This window comes from Pararhizobium sp. LjRoot255, from assembly GCF_964252905.1.
In the GTDB taxonomy this organism is placed as follows: domain Bacteria; phylum Pseudomonadota; class Alphaproteobacteria; order Rhizobiales; family Rhizobiaceae; genus Pararhizobium.
Map to the genome: position 1 here is coordinate 958,835 of NZ_CAXUPQ020000001.1, position 18,917 is coordinate 977,751.

At 61.6% G+C, this 18,917-nt stretch carries 17 protein-coding genes; 7 read left to right on the top strand and 10 right to left on the bottom strand.

Annotated features, from left to right (window positions below; genetic code table 11):
• Positions 1-17 precede the first annotated feature (17 nt).
• Complete coding sequence (locus ACSQ2W_RS04780; RefSeq protein ID WP_436087675.1) at positions 18-1,598, top strand: LTA synthase family protein; 1,581 nt, start codon at positions 18-20, stop codon at positions 1,596-1,598.
• Between the two features lie 31 nt (positions 1,599-1,629).
• Complete coding sequence (locus tag ACSQ2W_RS04785; RefSeq protein WP_436085231.1) at positions 1,630-2,925, top strand: capsule biosynthesis protein; 1,296 nt, start codon at positions 1,630-1,632, stop codon at positions 2,923-2,925.
• A gap of 207 nt (positions 2,926-3,132) precedes the next feature.
• Here the strand turns inward: ACSQ2W_RS04785 and ACSQ2W_RS04790 are convergent, their stop codons facing one another.
• From ACSQ2W_RS04790 to ACSQ2W_RS04830, 9 genes are all read right to left on the bottom strand, one after another.
• Positions 3,133-4,122: a KpsF/GutQ family sugar-phosphate isomerase gene (locus ACSQ2W_RS04790; protein WP_436085232.1), complete on the bottom strand. Its 990-nt coding sequence runs from the start codon at positions 4,120-4,122 to the stop codon at positions 3,133-3,135.
• Between the two features lie 162 nt (positions 4,123-4,284).
• Positions 4,285-4,749, bottom strand: a complete 465-nt coding sequence (locus ACSQ2W_RS04795) for an RrF2 family transcriptional regulator (protein WP_113005777.1) — start codon at positions 4,747-4,749, stop codon at positions 4,285-4,287.
• 154 nt (positions 4,750-4,903) lie between these two features.
• On the bottom strand, positions 4,904-5,134 hold the full coding sequence (locus ACSQ2W_RS04800; protein ID WP_436085233.1) for a hypothetical protein: 231 nt from the start codon (positions 5,132-5,134) through the stop codon (positions 4,904-4,906).
• 498 nt (positions 5,135-5,632) lie between these two features.
• Complete coding sequence (secD, locus tag ACSQ2W_RS04805) at positions 5,633-8,164, bottom strand: protein translocase subunit SecD (RefSeq protein WP_436085234.1); 2,532 nt, start codon at positions 8,162-8,164, stop codon at positions 5,633-5,635.
• Positions 8,165-8,275: 111 nt separating this feature from the next.
• Positions 8,276-8,704 carry a hypothetical protein gene (locus ACSQ2W_RS04810; protein WP_436085235.1) on the bottom strand — a complete coding sequence of 143 codons (429 nt, stop codon included), beginning with the start codon at positions 8,702-8,704 and terminating at the stop codon, positions 8,276-8,278.
• A 148-nt stretch (positions 8,705-8,852) separates the two neighbouring features.
• Entirely contained in the window at positions 8,853-10,463 is a 1,611-nt protein-coding gene (locus ACSQ2W_RS04815) for a 5-guanidino-2-oxopentanoate decarboxylase (protein WP_436085236.1), read from the bottom strand.
• A complete protein-coding gene (locus ACSQ2W_RS04820) occupies positions 10,460-11,650 on the bottom strand; it encodes a pyridoxal phosphate-dependent aminotransferase (RefSeq protein ID WP_436085237.1) in 1,191 nt (396 codons plus the stop codon). The genes ACSQ2W_RS04815 and ACSQ2W_RS04820 overlap by 4 nt, the downstream gene beginning before the upstream one ends.
• A 58-nt stretch (positions 11,651-11,708) precedes the next feature.
• Complete coding sequence (locus tag ACSQ2W_RS04825; RefSeq protein WP_436085238.1) at positions 11,709-12,332, bottom strand: TetR family transcriptional regulator C-terminal domain-containing protein; 624 nt, start codon at positions 12,330-12,332, stop codon at positions 11,709-11,711.
• Entirely contained in the window at positions 12,329-13,207 is an 879-nt protein-coding gene (locus ACSQ2W_RS04830; RefSeq protein WP_436085239.1) for a dimethylarginine dimethylaminohydrolase family protein, read from the bottom strand. The genes ACSQ2W_RS04825 and ACSQ2W_RS04830 overlap by 4 nt, the downstream gene beginning before the upstream one ends.
• A 211-nt stretch (positions 13,208-13,418) precedes the next feature.
• Between ACSQ2W_RS04830 and ACSQ2W_RS04835 the strand changes: the two genes are divergently transcribed.
• The 5 genes from ACSQ2W_RS04835 to ACSQ2W_RS04855 all read left to right on the top strand — a co-directional run bounded on the left by ACSQ2W_RS04835 (position 13,419) and on the right by ACSQ2W_RS04855 (position 17,917).
• Positions 13,419-14,192 (top strand): ABC transporter ATP-binding protein, encoded by a 774-nt coding sequence (locus ACSQ2W_RS04835; RefSeq protein WP_436085240.1) that lies wholly within the window; start codon positions 13,419-13,421, stop codon positions 14,190-14,192.
• Between the two features lie 19 nt (positions 14,193-14,211).
• Positions 14,212-15,018: a transporter substrate-binding domain-containing protein gene (locus ACSQ2W_RS04840; RefSeq protein ID WP_436085241.1), complete on the top strand. Its 807-nt coding sequence runs from the start codon at positions 14,212-14,214 to the stop codon at positions 15,016-15,018.
• Between the two features lie 166 nt (positions 15,019-15,184).
• Positions 15,185-15,910 (top strand): ABC transporter permease, encoded by a 726-nt coding sequence (locus ACSQ2W_RS04845; RefSeq protein ID WP_436085242.1) that lies wholly within the window; start codon positions 15,185-15,187, stop codon positions 15,908-15,910.
• A complete protein-coding gene (locus tag ACSQ2W_RS04850; protein ID WP_436085243.1) occupies positions 15,907-16,746 on the top strand; it encodes an ABC transporter permease in 840 nt (279 codons plus the stop codon). Before ACSQ2W_RS04845 ends, ACSQ2W_RS04850 begins: the two co-directional genes overlap by 4 nt.
• Position 16,747: 1 nt before the next feature.
• Positions 16,748-17,917, top strand: a complete 1,170-nt coding sequence (locus ACSQ2W_RS04855; RefSeq protein ID WP_436085244.1) for a M20 aminoacylase family protein — start codon at positions 16,748-16,750, stop codon at positions 17,915-17,917.
• Positions 17,918-18,011: 94 nt separating this feature from the next.
• On the opposite strand, the gene ACSQ2W_RS04860 is transcribed toward ACSQ2W_RS04855, so the two are convergent.
• The gene (locus ACSQ2W_RS04860) at positions 18,012-18,578 is read right to left on the bottom strand and encodes a transglutaminase-like cysteine peptidase (protein ID WP_436085245.1); all 567 of its coding nucleotides are present in this window, start codon (positions 18,576-18,578) and stop codon (positions 18,012-18,014) included.
• Between the last annotated feature and the right edge of the window lie 339 nt (positions 18,579-18,917).

Here is an 18,917-nt window from a genome sequence, read left to right on the forward strand (position 1 = left end):
CGTTGACGTCGTTCCACATGCATGACTATCCGCTAACGCTGACCGTCTTCTGCTACGCCCTGACCTGCGCGGTCATCGTGTTCACCGACAGATTTGCGCTGCCCAAACGCCAGCGCAAGAAGAACCGGCCGCCCTTCAGCCGCAGGCGCGCGGCAATCGATTTTCTCGCGCGGCTTCCGATCATTGCCCTGGTCTTCGCAGGGTTCTTCGCGATTTCCTGGCGCCCGCTTTATGCCGGCGCGGGCACCATGAGCTTCTTCGTCATCTTCACCGGCATATCGCGCGCGAAATTCAAATTCATTCGCGAGCCTTTGGTGTTTTCCGACATAGCGCTGGTTGCAGACGTCTTCAAATACAAGTCGATCTTCTACGCGAACTCGCTGAACATCGTCTTCTGGACGGTTGCCTTCCTCTATGTGTTCGGCGTCTCTGCTCTCTATATGTATTTCGAACCGAGCATTCTGCCGTCTCACAGCAAGCTCTTCTGGGTCATCGTCATGATCCTCGTGGCCGATCTGCCCTGGATCCTCTTGTTCTACGGCCCCGTCAACAGGCCGGTCGCGGACTTCGTCCAGCATCTCGTCGGTAAGCCGAACGTCAAGGTCAGCACCGTCCGCTTCGGCACCTTCGCTTCGGTGGTGTTTCATTTCATCATCTGGCTCGGCCGCCGGCGCGAAAAGATCATTGCCGACCTTTCCGAACGCTTCTTTGCGGCCGTCCAGGACCTGATCGGCCATGACGCCGACAACAAGGCGCCGCTCATCGTCGTCTGGCAGTCGGAATCCTTCATCGACATGCGGCATTGCGGCGTCGACCACGTCAAGCTGCCGACGATCGACCGCCTGCAGAAGCTCGCGGTGCAATGGGGCCGCCTCGCGACCGTCTTCGAAGGGGGGTATACGCTGCGAACGGAGTTCGCCGTACTCAGCGGGCTCATTCCGGACGATCTCCACATTGATGCCAGCTACCCGTATTTGCGGGCGAGTCACTATACGAATATCGTCTGGCCGACGAAACTGAAGAACGCCGGCTGGGGCACCCATTTCATGCATCCCTACGACAGGACATTCTTTCTGCGTCACAAGGCCATGCCGCAGCTTGGCTTCGAGAAGATGACCATGCTCGATGAATTCGATCATGATCCGACGCGGGACGGCCCCTATGTCTCGGACGGGGCGCTTGCGCGCAAGGTCATCAAGGATGTCGAAAAACAGGGAGACGCCAAGGGCAGTTTCCTCTTCGTTGCATCGATGGCCAACCACGGGCCGTGGGAGCCCAACCGCGTCGAGGGGAAGACCGATCCCGTCGAGATATATCTTGAAATCCTGCAGCAGTCGGACAAGGCGCTCGGCGAGCTGGTGGATCATCTGAACAAACTCGACCGGCCCGTGTGGCTCGTGTTTTACGGCGATCATGCGCCGCTGCTCAAATCCTTTGCCGATCCTTTCCCCGATCCTCGCACGGACTATTTCATCGTGCCCCTGGCTGCGGCCCGGAAGCCGCATCACAGCCCGACCTACCCCCGCAACGAGGCGCCCTGGAAACTCCTGGAAGCGATGCTCCGACATGCCAAGCTGCACAATGACGAGTTGCACTAGTGCCGGCGCCTTGTGTTGAAAGTCGCTGACGATGGTTTCGCAACAGTCGTCGACGCGTGTCTTCCTTTTCCTGCAAGGGCCATCATCGCCGATCTTCGCGAAGATCGCGGCGCGGCTGGAAGCGAGCGGACATCGCTGCTTCCGGATCAACCTCAATCCCGGCGACCAGATCTTCTGGCGGCGGAAGGGCGGCGATAACTACCGGGGCCGCGGCGGCGAGGCCTGGCGTGCCTATGCGGGTTCGTTCATGGACCGCCACGCAGTCACCGACCTCGTCCTGCTGGGCGAGGAGCGGGCCTATCACCAGCTTGCAATCGCAGCGGCAAGGGAACGTAACATAGCGGTTTGCGTCATCGAAATGGGCTATCTGAGGCCTGACTGGCTGACCCTTGAACGCGGTGGCATGTCGTCCAACTCACATTTCCCCGTCGATCCGCAGCAGATCGTCGATGCGGCCCGCACCCTGCCCGAGCCGGATTGGAAACGGCGCTACTCCCAGAGCTTCCTTGCTGAGGCGGGCTATGACCTTCTCTACAATCTGCCGAACGTTTTCCTGTGGTTCCTTTTTCCGCATTATCGCCGCCACGCACTCTTCCATCCGCTTGCCGAATATGCCGGCTGGGTGATGCGTCTGGCTGGCAGCAGACGAAGGGAAAAGGCGGCATGCCAGCTTATCGACCGTCTCCTTGAAGACGGGGCGCCTTTTTTTGCCTACCCGCTGCAATTGCAAACTGATTTTCAGTTGCGCGCGCACTCGCCTTATAACGACCAGCAGGAGGCCGTCGGCCAGATCCTGACATCCTTCGCCTGCTATGCAGGACGCGATACCCAACTCATCGTCAAGATACATCCGCTCGACAACGGTCTCATCAACTGGCGAAAGCATGTGGCCGATTTGGCAGCCAAACTCGGCGTCGGTGAGCGCGTTCACGTCGTCGACGGCGGCGATCTGAATGCGCTGCTGGAGAGAGCTCTGGGCACCGTTACGGTCAATTCCACCGTCGGCCTGCATGCCTTGCAGCTTGGAAAGCCCGTGAAAGTGTTGGGCGCCGCCGTATTCGATATTGCCGGGCTTAGCGACCAGGCGCCGCTCGAGCAGTTCTGGAGCGCCCCCAGGCCGCCGGAGGCTTCCCTGCGGACGGCGTTTTTTCGCCTGCTTGCAGCGGCAATCCAGGTGCGTGGCAATTTCTATTCAGAAGCGGGCACCGACGCCGGCGCCGCGGCGATTGCCGAACGGCTGCAAAACCGGTCAGTCAACCAGCCCGGTGCCTTTATCGATCCGCCACCGAGAAAAAAGCCGGGGAAGATTACCTTTCGCCGCCCCTGACTGGCACGACAAGCCGAACGCCGCGCCTTCACAGGTTGCCCCCACGACGGCCGGTCATTTGTCGAAGGGGTATAAAATTCGCCTGATCAATCTGAATTTCGGATTTGACAGCTCCCTACCCGTGCGGGGGTCGAAGTAGCGCGGATAAAGAACCCCGAAAAAACTTGAGGCCAGCGCTACTGTCCCGCTTGCGCCTTCGCGCGCTGCTTACGCAACGCCGGCGCGGAGCAGGTCGTGGACGTTCAAGATGCCACTCGGGACCCCAAGGTCGTCGATCAAAAACAGGACAGTGACTTTCTGCGCCTGCATGAATTCCATTGCCGCACTGGCCAGAACACTGCCCTGGATGACGCGCGGATTGTGCGACATGACCGCATCCACCGTTTCGAGCAGCAGGTCGCGCGACATGTGGCGGCGCAAATCGCCGTCGGTGATTACGCCGACCAGCTTTCCCGCCTCATCGGTGATGCCGACGACCCCAAAACCCTTGGACGACATCTGGATGACCGCGTCGCCCATGGGGCTGCCGAGCGGCAACAGGGGGATCGCCTCGCCTGTATGCGCAAGCTCGCGGACGAGAAGCAACTGCGAGCCGAGTTTGCCGCCCGGATGAAACGTCTTGAAGTCCTGCGCCGAGAAGCCACGGCGCTCGAGAAGCGCGATTGCCAGCGCATCGCCGACGGCAAGCTGCAGCATCGCCGATGTCGTCGGCGCCAGTCCGTGCGGGCAGGCTTCCTGCACCTTCGGCAGGGTGATGGCAACGCTGGAATTGCGCGCCAGCAGGCTTTCGGAATTGGATGTCACCGAAACAATCGGCACGTTGAAGCGCTTGGCATAAGTCAGCATGTTGCCAAGCTCGACGGTCTCGCCAGACCAGGAAAGCAGAATGAGCAGGTCGTCCGACGTGATCATGCCGAGATCGCCGTGGCTCGCCTCGGTCGGATGCACGAAATAGGCCGAGGTTCCGGTGGAAGCCATGGTCGCGGCGATCTTGCGGCCGATATGGCCGCTTTTCCCGACCCCGGAAACCACGACGCGGCCGTTGCGGCGCGCGATCAGTTCGACGGCATCGATAAGACTGCGCGAAAGGCTCTGGTCGGCGGCGAACCGGGCGGCAAGCGCATTGATGCCGTCGACGGCGGTGGCGATGGAACGTCCGATCGATTCGGCGACAGCGCGTTCCTTCGGGGTATTCATGTCAACTTGCCTGAGACCAATCATTGCCGCTCCAAGACGTAAAAGGAAAGCATCCGGTTATCGCGAGGGCGCTCTCAGATCAAATCAAATTGGCAAAATGATGCCATTTTCCCGCAATTTTGGCGAAGTATCGCGGGAAATCGAAGAATACCGGGCTCAGCCTCAGCTTGCGCGTTTCGCAATGAGTTCATCTTCCGGGAGAATCGGCTGACCCGGATTGCTGACAAAATCTTCCAGTGTCATCGTGTCGAGAATATCGGCGACGGCGTCGCGGACCGTCGTCATCGATCGGCGGACCTCGCAGGTATCCGGATCGTTACAGTCGTCGCAGACTTCATAAGCCGTGCGGCTTGCGCAACGGATCGGCGCCAGCGGGCCGTCGAGCGTGCGCACGACCTGACCGATGCGGATTTCAGACGCCGGACGCGACAACGAATAGCCACCGCCAGGACCCTTCTTTGAGCGCAGGATACCTGCGTTCCTGAGTTCCAGAAGAATGGTATCGAGAAATTTCTTCGGAATATTGTTGCGGCTTGCAATTTCGGTAATGAAGGCGGTCTCGCCCGGATCGAGGCGGGCCAAATCGACCAAAGCCTTCAATCCGTATTTTCCCTTTTTCGTCAGCATCGCAATTCGCTCTGTTCACAAACAGGCACACTGAAAAACGGCGCCTGTCTGCTGATTGCCATCACATAAATTGGCATATCACATGAGAAGCCGTGCCAATATACCGATTTAGTGAAAAGATGGCCCAACTGCGGTTTTCGCGCAGATTTGTCGCTTAGGCAACGGCGTAAGCGACCGCTGAGCCGGGAGACTGCGACACAGGCCGCCGCTCCCTCTGCGAAGCCATCAGATTACGGACCGCCGCCCTGGCCTCGTCAGCCGAGTGGAAATGCCGCGAATCCAGATCCCAGACATAGTACTTCACCGCGACGAACTTCAACCGGCCTGCATCCGGAACCACGACACCAACGGCTTCTCCGCCGAACTCTATAACCTGCTTATTCATGGAATAACGCTCCTTCCGCGGCGAGCGCGGATCATTCAAAATCGTGCACAAATTCAAAGAAGGACTGCTTGGATTCACATTCGCCAGAGAGGACAAATGCAGAGGTCTTTCATTGCGCGACAATAGGAACGCGTGCCTCGGAAGGCGGCGATGTGGTCATTGGCAAACATGGCTCTCTCCTTCGGCTAGGACCCGGTTGGTGTGTTTTCCGGGCAAGTTACAGACGCCCGCGTCGGTTCAGCCGACAGCGGATGATCACAAAGTAGAATAGACCACCGATTTAGTCAATTAAAATTGGCAACATTTGGAAGATAATACTCTTTCGTTCACCATTCCCGTCAAACGCAGCAGATCATGTTCGAAAACTGCGACATCGAAGAATGAAAATCTAACTTCGGAGCATTTCTCCCATCCATTCGTGGAAACTATGTAGGCCATTGATGGGACAAAAAAAGGGCAGCCGAGGCCGCCCTTTCGATTTTTCCATATTAAGAGCGATCAGTTCTTCGCGGTCTCGACCGCCGGCGCACGGGTCGATTCGCGATCCTTCCACCAGCGGCTAAGGAAGAGAAGGATCGGTCCGCCGATATAGATCGACGAGGTCGTGGCCACGATCACGCCAAAAATCATCGGCCAGGCGAAGCTCTTGACGGCGTCGCCGCCCCATATCGCCATCGGCACCAGGGACAACGCCGTCGCCATCGACGTGAAGATGCATCGCGCGATCACCTGATTGATTGACATATCGATCAGGTCGGCGAACGGCATCGACTTGTATTTGCGCAGGTTTTCACGCATGCGGTCATAGACCACCACCTTGTCGTTCACCGAATAGCCGATCATCGTCAGAAGGGCGGCGATGGCCGTCAGGTTGAAGTCGATGCCGGTCAGCGCGAAGAAGCCGATCGTCTTGGTGATGTCGAGAAGCAGCACCGCGATGGCTCCGACAGCAAAGTGCCATTCGAACCGCCACCAGATGTAGAGCAGGATCGCCAGCATCGCGAGCGCGACGGCGAGGAAGCCGGAGCGGGCCAGTTCCGCTGAGATCGTCGGGCCGACGACTTCGGTGCGCTCGAAGCTTGCATCCGGCACGACCTTGGCGACCGTGTCCTTGATCTTGTTGAGAGCAACCGTCTGCTCCTGCTCGCCGCCTGGCTGACGCTGGACGCGGATCAGGACCGACTGTCCCTGGCCGAATTCCTGCAGCGCCACTTCGCCGATATTGAGCCCTTCGAGCTCGTGGCGCAGGGTTGCCAGCTCCAGCTTGTTCTTCGACGTGGTTTCCACCTGGATACCACCGGAGAAGTCGATGCCGTAGTTGAGGCCCGGCGTGAAGAACAGGACGACGGAGCTAACCGACAGGAAGGCGGACATGCCGATAGCGACGTAGCGGCCCTTCATGAAGGAAATCTTCGGCAGATGCGGTACACCGCCGAACAGCGACGGGATCTCGAGCTTCTTCATCTTCCGGCGCACAACGACTTCGCGCATCAGAAGGCGGACGATGGTCACCGACGTGAACATCGAGATGACGATGCCGAGCATCATGGTGACGGCAAAGCCGCGAACCGGGCCGGTACCGAACATGAAGAGCAGGATGGTGCCCGAAAGCGTCGTGACGTTACTGTCGATGATGGTGGCATAGGCCTTGTTGAAGCCGATATCGAGGGCTTTCATCGCCCCTGCCCCGCCTTCCGTTTCCTCTCGGATACGGGCGTTGATCAGGATGTTGGCGTCGACTGCCATACCGATACCAAGGATGATACCGGCGATACCCGGCAGCGTCAGCGTCGAGCCGAGCATGCCGAGCACGCCGATCGTCAGGATGGTGTGGAGCAGGAGACCGACATTGGCGATCATACCCCAGGCACCGTAGAGAATGACCATGAGGGCGACAACGAGCGCGAAGCCGGCCAGACCGGTGTAGATGCCCATGCGGATCGAATCCGAACCGAGGTTCGGGCCGACGGAGCGTTCTTCAATAATGGTGAGCGGTGCCGGCAGGGCGCCGGAGCGCAGCAGGGCCGAGAGAACGGTTGCTTCCTGGGCGGTGAAATTGCCGCTGATCTGGCCCTGGCCGCCCGGGATCGGTTCGTTGATGCGCGGCGCCGTCAGAACCTTGCCGTCAAGAACGATCGCGAAAGGCAGGCCGACATTGTCGCGGGTGATTTCGGCGAACTGCCGCGCCCCCTGGCTGTCGAAGGTGAAGGAAACGATCGGTTCGTTGGTCTGCTGGTTGAAACCGGCCTTGGCGTCGGCGAGACGTTCACCCGAAATCGCCACGCGGCTTTCAACCGCGTATTTCGCTCCGTCATTGGCGCCGGGCAGAATATCGACGCCGCGCGGCGGTGTCGTCGTGTTCGGATCGACCGAGGTATCGACCATATGGAAGCTCATCTGCGCGGTCGAGCCCAGAAGCTGGCGCAGTCGGGTCGGATCCTGCAGGCCCGGCAGCTGGACGAGAATACGGTCCGAGCCGACGCGCTGGATCAGGGGTTCGGCGACGCCGACCTGGTCGACACGGCGCCTAATGATCTCGAGGCTCTGATCGACGGCGGCGGTCATGCGTTCGCTGAGGCCGGCTTCCGTCAGTTTCACCGTGATCGTATCGTCGGCCGTTACGACTTCGATATCGGAGCTTGCCGCGCCGAAACCAAGCGCGCCGACCGGCGCTGCCAATTCCTGAATCTTCGGCAGAACCTTTTCGCGGTCGGCCTGATCGGCAATCTTGACGGCGATCGAGTCACCGGCAATGCGTGCCGAGGAGGTCGGCACCCGCTCGGCGCGAAGCGCGCCGCGGATATCGTCGAGAAGCGTGTTCAGCCGCGCCTTGCGAAGGCCGGCCGCATCGACTTCGAGAACCAGATGCGAGCCGCCCTTGAGGTCAAGGCCGAGCGTGACCGGCTTGACCGGCAGGAGGGCGGCGTATTGCTGTTGCACAGCCACCGGCAAAACGTTTGGAAGCGCCGCGAGTATCCCGAAGAGGGTAATCGCGACATAGGCCAGGATGGCCCATTTGGAAGTGCGCATATTGATGTTCCATTATAACCCGCGTCCCTCAGGCAAAGGCCCGGGACAACTGGTGGTGATGCGTAAAGAGAAAGTCGTGCTGGCGCGCAACACTGCCCGCAAGGACAGCATTCAGGCGCTAAACACCGGGGGGCCGCGAACGCGAGTAGCGTTACCCTGCGTCCCTGTTATCGCCGCTTGGGCAAACGTGATGACCGGCCTTCGGCCGTAAGCCACGGCTGAAACGACGATCGGCGCCGGCAGCATGAACGGCCCCGTCCCGCCGGGCGGGACCTTGCCATCGCTGCGATCCGCCATGAAGCGGAGATCGGTAACGGGAAAGGCCCGAACCACATGACGAGAGAGCGCCGTGTCGGAGGTGCCGCTTTCCGGAGTTGAAAAATTGCCGGTGCTCTGCTGAGCGGAAAAGCGCGACGAGAATATCTGTGCCGATGCCACAAACTGCATGGCAAGTGCTGCCGCCAGAATCCAGAGCACGGCAAGAAGCCTGCCCGCCTGGCTGCGATCGATCCTGTTGCCGTTCATGCCCATCAAGGACATCGTCCTTCCCCTTGGCGGCAGTTTTCACTGCAAATCGCCGGACTGCGCACCGATTCAGCGCACAAGCGGGCCTAAAAACCACCAGACGTGGCCAAAGTCAAATCTTACCACCCGGTGCCGCGATTGAACATTCTCGTTGCCAACATCCTCAAGCCGTTACCCCCGCCGTTCGCGTCTGATGGATTTCGATCAGCGACGGACCGCCGCGTTTACGAGCCTCGACCAGCGCCGCGGCAAGATCGCCAGCCTTCGAAAGCCGCACCGCGGGCACCCCATAGGCTCCGGCAGCGAGGAGGAAATCGGGCGCCGATGGTTTGACGCCCTCAGGGATGATCCCGGCCTCGACCATGTAGCTTTCGATCTCCTGATAGCCGTCATTGTTCCAGACAAGGAAGATCACATTGGCACCGGCATCTGCCGCCGAACCGAGTTCCGCCAGCGAAAACTGGATTCCGCCATCACCGACGAGGCAGACGACGGGCTTCTCCGGATCGGCCACGGCAGCGCCGACGGACGCAGGCGGTGCATAACCGAGCGCGCCGAAACCCGTCGCCGAATTGAACCAGGATTTGGCGCGCGGCGCATCGCAGTAGAGGTTGCCGGCATAGACGGCCTGTGTCGAATCCCCGACGATCGTGCAATCCGGCAAGACTTGATAGATGGCATCGATGACGGCGATCTCCGCACGCATCTTGGCCGTAAGCTCGGCCAGCACCGCCTTGCGTGTTGCCGCCGCCCGTTCCTTGCCCCTGACGGCGGGCTTCGCCGTCAGGAACACCAGCATTCCAGCCGTCGCGGCCTTGGCGCCAGACAGGATCGACAGCGCCGCATGGGGACCGCGTGCGAGCTGGGCGGTATCGATATCCGTGCGGATCAGATTGCCGAGGATCGGAAAGCCGCCATCGGCATACATGTCGTAGTCGGTCTGGCCCATTTCGGTCCCGAGCGCGATCACCAGGTCCGCGTCGGAAATCAGCGACCGCACGGCCTTCAGGCTCGGGCTTGCGGGCACCCGCAGCGGATGGCCCGCCAGCATGCCGCGCGCATTGACGGTCATGATCACCGGCGCGCCGATGCGCTCGGCCAGTTCCGTTATTTCCGCCTCCGCAGTGATCGCACCACCACCGCAGATGATGACCGGGCGCTGCGCATCGCCGCACAGGATCGCAGCCTTCTGCAGGGTCTCGGCATCGGCGCGCGGCCGCGTCGCGGTGGCCTTGCGCAGGACGGGTGGCGCTATCTTTGCGCTCATCACGTCGGTCGGAATTTCAATATGTACCGGCCCCGGCCGTCCCGAGATCAGAATAGCGAAAGCGCGCTCGACGACCGGCGCAAGATCGGCCGGATTGAGCAGCGTCTGCGAATAGAGCGCCAGCGTCTTGATCATGCCGTGCTGGTCCGGCAACTCATGCAACAGGCCGCGGCCATGACCGAGCGAATCCCGCCGGTTGACACCGGAGATGACCAGCATCGGGATCGAATCCTGCCGCGCCTGCGCCATCGCCGTGATCGTGTTGGTGAGCCCCGGCCCGGTAATGACGAGGGCAACGCCCGGCTTGCCGCTCACGCGCGCATAGCCGTCTGCCATGAAACCCGCACCCTGCTCATGGCGCGGCGTCACATGGCGGATCTTCGAGGCGGCAAGGCCGCGATAGAGCTCGACGGTGTGCACGCCCGGGATGCCGAAGACGACTTCGACCCCATTGGCTTCGAGCAGATCGACCAGCACCTCGCCGACGGTCTTGATCGTTTCAGTCACGCGCGGCGCTCCCTGGGCGAAAGAAGGCGGATCGCCAGCCTTGTGATCCGTCCGCAGGCTTCATCGATCGCCGTATCCGGCACCGTCAGGCTGACCCGGATGAAGTAGGTTGCCTCCTTGCCGAAGGAAGCGCCCGGCATGACCGCGACATGCTCTTCCTCCAGCAACATCCAGGCGAAGGCGTCGCCCGTCAGGCCGGTGCCGGCCACGTCGATGAGGATGAACATGCCGGCTTCTGGCGGCAGCGGCACGATCCCGGGCACGTTCTGAAGTCCCTGCACAATCCGGTCGGCCCGCGCCTTATAGGCGGTGCGCATGGCGGATGCCGTGCCGATCTCGTGGCTCAGCGCATAGGCCGTCATGTCGGCAATGAAGGGCTGGACGCCGAACAGCATGGTTTCGGATACCGGCAGCAGCCGGCTGGCGAAGTCCACCGGGCCGATGGCCCAGCCGCTGCGGAAGCCCGGTGCGGCGTGCGATTTGGAAATCGACGAAACGACGATGGTCCGCTCGGCAAGGCCCGGATTGTCGAAGGGCGAAGCGAACGCCCCGCCGAAAATCAGCTCCTCATAGACCTCGTCGCAGACGATCCAGAGATCGTGCCTGCGGCAGACGTCGCCAATGGCGGTGATCTCCTCAGCCGTCAGCACCGCACCCGTCGGGTTGTGTGGCGTGTTCAGGAGCAGCACCCGGCAGGCCGGCGTCACCGCCCGTTCGAGATCGGCAGCCTGCATGTGGAACCCGTGCTCGGGCTTCAGCGGCACGGTGACGCGGTGCGCCCCGGTCGACTGGATGACGCCGTCATAGGTGGCATAGAGCGGATCGCCGACCAGCACGCCGTCACCCGCTTCGACGAGGCCGAGCATCACGGCAAACAGCGCCGTCTGCGTGCCGGGAAAGCACAGCACGTTTTCCGGCGTCACGTCCGGGCGCCGCTTGGCATAGCGCGCCGTCAGCGCATTGACGACTGAGGGTTCGCCGCGGCCGTTGGAATAGCGGTAGCGCCCGGCGTTCATCGCCCGCTGCGCCTCGGCCAGCAGCGAGGCGTCCGGCGGCATGTCGGGCTCGCCGATCGTCAGCTGGATGACGTCGGTTCCGCTCGCCTGCATCTGCCGGGCGCGGATATGCAGCGCCCACTTCTCGGATCCGAGATCGGCCAGGCGGTCGGTGATCGATGAATAGCGCATGGGTATCTCCTGCCCTCAGTCAAATTGTTGCGGCGCGTCCCGGTGGATGCGCGGTACCCTATTGTTCGCCCCGGCCGAGCGGCAGCCCGAGCAGCGCCTCGATCGACGACAGCGCGATCGTCACCAGTTCTGCCTCCTCGAACAGTTCGCCCGCAAGGCATCCCTCCAGCCAGAGCCCGTCTATCATGCCATTGATGGCAATCGCATGGCGGCGGCAGTCCGCTTCACCCGCCGGCCGGCCTTCCGCTTCGAGAAAATCGCGGATCAGCCCCTGCAGGTCGTTGCGAAAGCCGAGATAGCCTTCGCGGTGAATCGCAGCCAGTTCCGGGTCCACGCGCACCTGGCTGATGAAGGAAGCCCAGAGCGACAGGCTGTGGCTGTCGGCGACCGGAGCCGTTAGGTTGAGGGTGATGAACGCCCTCAGCCGCGTCCTCGGGTCGCCGGCGATGTCCGCCGCCTTTGCCGCGAAAGTCGCCAGCATGAAACGATAGGCCTCGGCCACCATCTGGTCTTTCGAAGTGAAATAGTGGCGGACCAACCCCGCCGTCACGCCGGCCCGGACGGCGATGGCGCGCACCGTCGCGCCTCTCAGGCCAAGCGCGGCGATCGTATCGAGCGTCGCCCGGATCAGTTCCTGCCGCCGCTCTCCCTCCGGCGCGCGATGGAACGTTCGGCGGTTCATGCAGCCCGCCTGAGAACCGGCCGCGTCAGGCAGGTCGGGCCGCCTTCGCAAGCGATGCAGAGCGCATCGGCCTCGAAGGTCTCGACCTTGCAGCCGGCCGCTTCCATCGCCGCCTTCGTCTTGGGGAAGCCCGCGACCATGATCACCTCGTTCGGCCTGACCGGCAGCACGTTGAGGCTCAGCCCGTTGCTGGCATGGAATTCATCGGCCGGTGCCTCGATCAGGGTGATGCCCCATTCTTTCAGCAGCTGGTAGAAGGATGCCGGCAAAAGCGGCGCAAACACCAGCGCCAGATCACGCGACAGCGGGCTCATCACCGACATCAGATGCAGGCAGGCTTCCTCGCCGTGCCAGAGCGGCAGGTCGTAGCCGAGCACGGTGATACCATGCGGCTCGAGTATTTCGGAGAGCTGGGCGATGCCCTCCTCATTGGTGCGCACGCCGCGGCCGACGACCAGCGTCTCGGCATCAAGCCAGATGCAATCGCCGCCTTCGATAGTGCCGGGCGATTCGATGCGGCCGAGGATCGGGATGCCGGCGTTCTTGTAGGCTGCCTCGTGCAGCGCCGTTTCCTTTTCGCGCAGCGGCTTGCCCATGCGCAGGAGGATGGCGCCATGGTCCGACATCAGCGACGGATCATGCGTGAACATCGCGTCCGCAAGCCCGTCGCCCTTGTCTTCCAGCCAGAGGATTTCGGCACCGGACTTTTCGACCAGGCCTGCAAATTCATGGTACTGGCGCACCGCCTTCTCGCCATCGAAAGTCGGGCCATAGTGCCACTTCGCGGGATCGGCGGAAGCTAGGCTCGCACCCGGCCGACGCATCAGCACACGCATCAGATTGGCCGACATCTCCTGCGAACCATAAGTCGTCATCGTCTGCTCCTGTTGGAAATTTGATCATGTGGCGGGGCTGCCAAAAAATGCAGCGCTGGCGTTATTATACGGTTGAATAATTTCCACACAAGTGCCACGATGGCCTTCATGGAACAGCGTGACAGGCAAAAATGCCGCACGAAAAGAAAATCAGGGGAACTGTTTTCATGCGTTCAAGACCGGCTCTCTGCCTCATCGGGGCAGATTTTTCATGACGAAACCAGCCCAGGCGATTGCGGTTACAAACCTCCACAAACGTTTCGGGCCGCTCGAGGTGCTCAAGGGCGTTTCACTGACGGCAAATGAGGGCGATGTCATCGCCATCATCGGCGGCAGCGGTTCCGGCAAGTCGACTTTCCTGCGCTGTATCAACATGCTTGAATTGCCGACGTCCGGCTCGGTGACGATCCATGGCGAAACCATTGCCATGAAGAAGGACGGCCATGGCGGCCTCATGCCGTCGGACCGCAAACAGGTCCAGCGGCTGCGCACCCAGCTCGGCATGGTCTTCCAGAGCTTCAATCTCTGGCAGCACATGACCATCCTCCAGAACATCATCGAAGTTCCGGTCCATGTGCTCGGCAAACCCAAGGACGAGGCGATCGCGACGGCCGAGGCGCTCTTGCGCCGCGTCGGGCTGTTCGACAAACGCGACGGCTATCCCGCCTTCCTGTCCGGCGGCCAGCAGCAGCGCGCGGCGATCGCCCGTGCCCTGGCGATCCAGCCGCTGGTCATGCTGTTCGACGAGCCGACCTCGGCACTTGATCCGCAACTCGTCGGCGAGGTGCTGACCGTCATCGGCGACCTTGCCCGGGAAAAGCGCACGATGATCCTCGTCACCCACGAGATGAAATTCGCGCGCAACGTCGCCAATCACATCGTCTTTCTGGCCGACGGCGTCATCGACGAGCAGGGATCGCCGGACGAGATCTTCGGCGCTCCGAAATCCGAACGCCTGAAAAAATTCATCAGCTCCATCCACTAAAACAAATAAGGGAAACAGCATGAAGAAGACGTTCAAGACCATCGCCAAGACCATCGCCAGGACCACCGCATTGTCGCTCGCTGTCGGCATCGCTGCCACCGGTGCCGCATCGGCCGAACCGGTCAAGGTCGGCTTTGCCGCAGAGCCTTATCCGCCTTTCACCTCGCCGGACGCCTCCGGCAATTGGGAAGGTTGGGAAGTTGAATTCCAGAAGGCCGTCTGCGCCGAGGCCAAGCTCGACTGCGTGATCACGCCCGTCGCCTGGGACGGCATCATTCCGGCGCTGACTTCGAAGAAAATCGACATGATCGTCGGCTCGATGTCGATCACCGAGGAGCGTCTGAAGACGATCGATTTCTCCGACAAGTATTACAACACCCCGACCGGCATCATCGGGCCGAAAGGCGAAGCCTTCGACGCCACCCCGGAGGGCCTGAAGGGCAAGACGATCGGCGTCCAGGTCTCGACCATCCACCAGGACTACGCCAACACGTATTTCGGCGAGAACGGCGCGACGGTGAAGGAATACCAGACACAGGACGAGGCCAACAACGATCTCGCCGCCGGACGCATCGATGCCGTGCAGGCCGATGCGATCGCGCTCGATGCCTTCCTGAAGAGCGACCAGGGCGAGGACTGCTGCGAGATGAAAGGCAACGTCAAGGACGATCCGGCCATCCTCGGCGCCGGCGTCGGCATCGGCCTGCGAAAGGGTGAGGACGAGCTGAAGGCCAAGCTCAACGCCGCGATCAAGGCGATCCGTGAAAACGGCACGTACGACACCTTCTCCAAGAAGTATTTCGACTTCAACATCTACGGCGGCTGACGGGTTCGGTGAGGGCTGTTAACGCAAGCCCCTCATCCGCCCTGTCGGGCACCTTCTCCCCGCGAACGGGGAGAAGGGACAAGCGGCAAGCTCCATCGTCCCCTCTCCCCGTTCGCGGGGAGAGGGCTAGGGTGAGGCGCAAACACCTGCGCAAAGGTCGAGGTCAATGGCAGTCGACTCGTTCATAAACTGGGGTCTTCTCGCACTCGAACCACCCGGCTGGGGTGGTGTGCTGCTGAACGGCTTGCTGAATTCGATCCAGATCGCCATCGGCGGCTATGCCTTCGGCCTGCTGCTCGGCGTCGGCGGCGCGTTCGGGAAGCTCTACGGTGGCCCGATCCTGCGCGATCTGATGGAATGCTACACGACGATCGTGCGCGCGGTTCCCGAACTCGTTCTCATTCTGCTACTCTATTATGCCGGCACCGACGCCCTCAATCACGTACTCGGCCTGATCGGTATCGGGACCATCGATATCAGCGGCCTCGCCGCCGGCATCTTCGTCATCGGCGTGGTCCAGGGTGCCTATTCCACCGAAGTCCTGCGCGGTGCCATCAAGGCCGTGCCTGCCGGGCAGATCGAGGCCGCCCGCGCCTATGGCATGTCGCCGTTCAAGGTCATGACCCGCGTTACCCTGCCCGCCATGCTGCCCTATGCGATCCCCGGTCTTTCCAATCTCTGGCTGATCGCTACCAAGGACACCGCCCTTCTCGCGGTTGTCGGCTTCTCCGAACTGACGCTGGTCACCCGGCAGGCGGCCGGCGCGACCAAGGCCTACATCTTGTTCTTCTGCGCTGCCGGCGCTCTCTATCTGGCGCTGACGCTTGTCTCGAACGTCTTCATCAAAATCATCGAGCGTCATGCCCGGCGCGGGTTCGTGGAGCAGTCATGACAGACGCCATGCCGCCCGATGTCACCACCCATGCCATGGCGATCCTGCCGGAAGACCTGCCGACCGCCGGCAGCTTCTTCAAGCCGCACCGCATCGTGCTTCTCCTCATTGTCGCTGCGCTGGTCTTCTGCATCGTCTGGTTCATGCGCTGGGACTGGCTGCCGCAATATCTGCCGCGGCTCGGTTACGGTATTATCGTCACCCTCGCCATGCTGTTCAGCACATCGATCCTCGGTTTCCTGCTGGCGGTGCCGCTCGGGCTCGTGCAGGTGACCGGCCCCTGGCCGTTGAAGGCGCTGGCCAGCGGCTTCTGCACGATCATCCGCGGCACGCCGCTGCTCCTGCAACTCTGGCTTCTCTATTATGGCCTCGGCTCGGTGTTCCCGCAGTTTCCGGCAATCCGCCATTCCTTCCTGTGGCCCTACCTGCGCGAATCCTGGCCCTATGGCGTCGCGGCGCTGACGATTTCCTTTGCGGCTTACGAGGGCGAAGTCATGCGTGGCGCCTTTGCCGGCGTTCCCGCCGGAGAGATCGAGGCTGCCCGCGCCTATGGCATGGGCCGCTGGACCCTGTTTCGCCGCATCTGGCTGCCCCGCGCCATCCACCGCGCGCTGCCGACACTGAACGGCGAGACCGTATTGCAGTTGAAAGCCACGCCGCTCGTCGCTACCATTACGGTCATCGATGTCTATGCCGTCATCTCCAAGGTGCGGCAGGACACCTACATCACCTATGAACCGCTTCTGCTCCTGGCGTTGATCTACATGTGCCTCACCGGCATTCTCGTCGTCGCCTTCCGAACCCTTGAAAACCGCATACCAACCCGTGGTGCCTGACATGACCTTGAATGTGAACCTCGCCAACTCCATGCCGGAACTGGTCGCCATTCGCCACGATCTCCATGCCCATCCGGAACTGGGGCTGGAGGAAGTTCGCACCTCGAATTTCGTCACCACCTGTCTCGAGGGTCTCGGTTATACGGTCACGCGCGGCCTCGCCAAGACCGGCCTCGTCGCCACGTTGAAGAATGGCACCAGCAGCCGCTCCATCGGCATCCGCGCCGATATGGACGCCCTGCCGATCTTCGAGGAAACCGGGCTCGACTATGCTTCGAAAACCCCTGGCCTGATGCATGCGTGCGGCCATGACGGGCACACGACCATGCTGCTCGGCGCGGCCCGCGCCATCGCCGAACGCAAGACTTTCGACGGCACCGTGCACCTCATCTTCCAGCCGGCCGAGGAGAATTTCGGCGGCGCCAAGCTCATGATGGACGACGGCCTGTTCGACAAATTCCCTTGCGACGCCGTATTTGCGCTTCACAACGAACCCGGCCTGCCCTTCGGCCAGTTCGCTTTCCGCGAGGGGCCGGTCATGGCGGCCGTCGATGAATGCAAGATCACCGTCCATGGCCGCGGCGGCCACGGCGCCGAACCGCAGGAAACCGCCGACCCGATCGTCTGCGGCGCCTCGATCGTCATGGCGCTGCAGTCGATCGTCTCGCGCAATATCCACCCGATGGATCCCTCCGTCGTCACCGTTGGCTCGTTCCATAGCGGCTCGGCCAGCAACATCATTCCCGCACGCGCTGAGATCGTCATCGGCATCCGCTCCTTCGACCCGAAGGTTCGCGATGAACTGGAGCGTCGCATTCGCCTCATTGCCGAGAATCAGGCGACAAGCTTCGGCATGTCCGCGACGGTCGATTACCAGCGCAGCTACGATGCTACGATCAACCACGAGACAGAGACCGCTTTCGTCCGTGACCTCGCCGTGCGATTCGCCGGCGCCGACAAAGTCGTCGATCTCGCCCGCCCCTACATGGGCAGCGAGGATTTCGCCTACATGCTGCAGGAAAGACCAGGCACCTACTTCTTCCTCGGTTCGGCGAGATCGGACAGCGAAAAGCCGCTGCATCACCCCGCCTACAATTTCAACGACGACCTGCTGCCGATCGGCGCCGCCTTCTGGACAGAGCTGGCGGAAGCCTATCTGGCGCGCCCGTAAAACGAAAAAGGCCGCAGGAAGGGACATTCCTGCGGCAAGTCGGGACAGTCTTGGGCAAAAGTCAGGATCGAAGCTACTACTCGCGCGGCACCGATCAATCGAAGAAGCGAACCGAACGCAACGCGGCGAAACTGTAGCCGGTGTCGCGGCGTTTCATGAGCGACGCCTGACGATGGTCGAGAACGAACTCGCCGCTCGACGTCGCAACGACCAGCACGGAATGGCTGCGGCCTTCCGGCGTCGTGACGCTGGCGAGGCGCAGGGCGCCTGCCGGCAGGCCGGCACGGATCAACTGGCTGCGCTTCATCATCGCGTGATCGTCGCCGGCACCCGGCAGCGGATTGAAAGAGAGGAATTCGCGGCGCGCCCGGATGTCCGGCATGACGCGGTTGACGCTGCGGTTGACCGAAGCCAGCACCGTGCGCAGCTTGCTCGTATAAGCGACGACGTTGCGGCTCGAGGTGCGGCATTCATTGCCGTATTGCAGGCAGAAAAGCCGGTTGGAAAGTGTCGCCCGCTCGCTGAACTCGACCGTGCGCACCGGCATGGAAGCGCTGATGGAACGGGCGGCGGAGGAAATGCTCATGGCCTGCGACGGTGCTGTGGCCGTGGCGGCAATGGCGATCGACATGGCGATCGCAATGGAGATATGTTTCAACATAACCCTGTCCCTGGTTTGTCCCGCTCGTCTGCCCCTGTCCGGACACCGTCGGTTTTGCCTGCCGGATTCATTCCGGGCGGTGGGGAGGCGCATCATGCTGCGAAACCATTTGGCCGGTTTCGTTCTCCGATGGGAAGACCATAGCTTTGACTGTTTGCAGGCCGCTTAAACCGATATCTACAATTTTACGCAATTCGCATTTTTACGAAAATCCGATTCAAAACCCGTGACAAGTTGACGAAAATGCGCGCTGTCGCGATCGCCATGCTGCCGGGGCGCAACTATGTCGCAGGCGGAAGATTGTCGCAGTGTGACACTATGGTTGCAGCGATGTCATTG

What these genes read in the sequence shown, in the direction of transcription:
- ACSQ2W_RS04800 (WP_436085233.1), bottom strand. Translation starts at nt 5,134, where the DNA reads ATGAATAAGCAGGTTATAGAGTTCGGCGGAGAAGCCGTTGGTGTCGTG.
- ACSQ2W_RS04825 (WP_436085238.1), bottom strand. Translation starts at nt 12,332, where the DNA reads ATGAACCGCCGAACGTTCCATCGCGCGCCGGAGGGAGAGCGGCGGCAG.
- ACSQ2W_RS04785 (WP_436085231.1), top strand. Translation starts at nt 1,630, where the DNA reads ATGGTTTCGCAACAGTCGTCGACGCGTGTCTTCCTTTTCCTGCAAGGG.
- ACSQ2W_RS04855 (WP_436085244.1), top strand. Translation starts at nt 16,748, where the DNA reads ATGACCTTGAATGTGAACCTCGCCAACTCCATGCCGGAACTGGTCGCC.
- ACSQ2W_RS04795 (WP_113005777.1), bottom strand. Translation starts at nt 4,749, where the DNA reads ATGCTGACGAAAAAGGGAAAATACGGATTGAAGGCTTTGGTCGATTTG.
- ACSQ2W_RS04830 (WP_436085239.1), bottom strand. Translation starts at nt 13,207, where the DNA reads ATGACGACTTATGGTTCGCAGGAGATGTCGGCCAATCTGATGCGTGTG.
- ACSQ2W_RS04835 (WP_436085240.1), top strand. Translation starts at nt 13,419, where the DNA reads ATGACGAAACCAGCCCAGGCGATTGCGGTTACAAACCTCCACAAACGT.
- ACSQ2W_RS04845 (WP_436085242.1), top strand. Translation starts at nt 15,185, where the DNA reads ATGGCAGTCGACTCGTTCATAAACTGGGGTCTTCTCGCACTCGAACCA.
- ACSQ2W_RS04850 (WP_436085243.1), top strand. Translation starts at nt 15,907, where the DNA reads ATGACAGACGCCATGCCGCCCGATGTCACCACCCATGCCATGGCGATC.
- ACSQ2W_RS04790 (WP_436085232.1), bottom strand. Translation starts at nt 4,122, where the DNA reads ATGAATACCCCGAAGGAACGCGCTGTCGCCGAATCGATCGGACGTTCC.
- ACSQ2W_RS04820 (WP_436085237.1), bottom strand. Translation starts at nt 11,650, where the DNA reads ATGCGCTATTCATCGATCACCGACCGCCTGGCCGATCTCGGATCCGAG.
- ACSQ2W_RS04780 (WP_436087675.1), top strand. Translation starts at nt 18, where the DNA reads ATGCATGACTATCCGCTAACGCTGACCGTCTTCTGCTACGCCCTGACC.
- ACSQ2W_RS04840 (WP_436085241.1), top strand. Translation starts at nt 14,212, where the DNA reads ATGAAGAAGACGTTCAAGACCATCGCCAAGACCATCGCCAGGACCACC.
- ACSQ2W_RS04860 (WP_436085245.1), bottom strand. Translation starts at nt 18,578, where the DNA reads ATGTTGAAACATATCTCCATTGCGATCGCCATGTCGATCGCCATTGCC.
- ACSQ2W_RS04810 (WP_436085235.1), bottom strand. Translation starts at nt 8,704, where the DNA reads ATGTCCTTGATGGGCATGAACGGCAACAGGATCGATCGCAGCCAGGCG.
- secD (WP_436085234.1), bottom strand. Translation starts at nt 8,164, where the DNA reads ATGCGCACTTCCAAATGGGCCATCCTGGCCTATGTCGCGATTACCCTC.